General features: G+C 43.9%; 1 protein-coding gene and 1 tRNA gene. Both read right to left on the reverse strand.

Annotated elements, in window-relative coordinates; translation table 11 throughout:
- Positions 1–105: 105 nt before the first annotated feature.
- Complete coding sequence (locus tag QGT73_RS17295; RefSeq protein ID WP_280123255.1) at positions 106–270, reverse strand: hypothetical protein; 165 nt, start codon at positions 268–270, stop codon at positions 106–108.
- A gap of 272 nt (positions 271–542) precedes the next feature.
- Positions 543–617: transfer RNA gene (locus QGT73_RS17300), tRNA-Met, on the reverse strand.
- Between the last annotated feature and the right edge of the window lie 408 nt (positions 618–1,025).

The raw sequence follows: 1,025 nt of genomic DNA on the forward strand, positions 1-1,025 counted from the left end.
GGACCGAGACTTCTTCATATTCCGACTGGTCAAACTCTACGCCTAAAAATTTAACACTTCTAACTGCCAAATTTAACATATGCACCGCCATTTCGGCTTGACCCCTCATTTCTTTATATCGTGCCACTCCGGGCACACCGAAGCGCAGCGGAGGTGTGCCCGGGTACGATCAAATCTGCGTCCTACGGACGCCCATGCGGGGATGTTGGGCTGCATGCGTGGGATGCCTGTGTGGTAGCGGATGTCTGTGGACGCGTATGTCAGAGGCATTAATCTACGATGCACCGATATTTCGGCTTGAGCTGTTAATACACGTAGATTGTTGTGGGCAAGGAAAGGCCCGTAGGGCCTGTGCGAGCTTAGGCCATGGCAAGCACTCGCGCAAGCGGTGCGCAGCCATGGTACAGAATAATTATCCACAGCATGTGCCGCGTAGCGGTACAACAATACAAGCGCATCAATGGCACCAATAAATATAGACTTGGGGAGGATAGCATAAAAAAATCAGCGGATTCAGAATCAATTCTGAATCCGCTTCTTGTTGGTGGCGGGGACAGGACTCGAACCTGCGACCTTTGGGTTATGAGCCCAACGAGCTACCACTGCTCCACCCCGCGATGTTTCGTTTTCGTGGTGCAAAGGTAGGCACTTTTTTATTTCCTGCCAAATATTTGCATAAGAAATATTAGTTAAATGATGTTAATATTATGATTTTAGCTTGATTTTCAGTAAAATAACGTGAGTTCGATATAAGAGTTCAGTTATCCAATAATAAAACAATCAGCCATTTAGCATAAAACTAAATGGCTGATTTTCTTGGTATTCTCGCGAAAAATTCGTAAATTTATAGTGTCCAATTATAACATTTACAAATATTTTACCGCTATGATTACCGAGAACAAAATTACTGAAATTTTCGTAACTACTCAGGTAGGTTTGTCGTACTCCCCCATGCACAACTTCCCTCGTTGCAACCAACGAGAGTAAATCGTTTTTTTACAAAATATGAAGCTGTTTATAATGTC

Origin of the sequence: Duncaniella muricolitica, assembly GCF_910574735.1 — a bacterium.
GTDB lineage: Bacteria > Bacteroidota > Bacteroidia > Bacteroidales > Muribaculaceae > Duncaniella > Duncaniella muricolitica.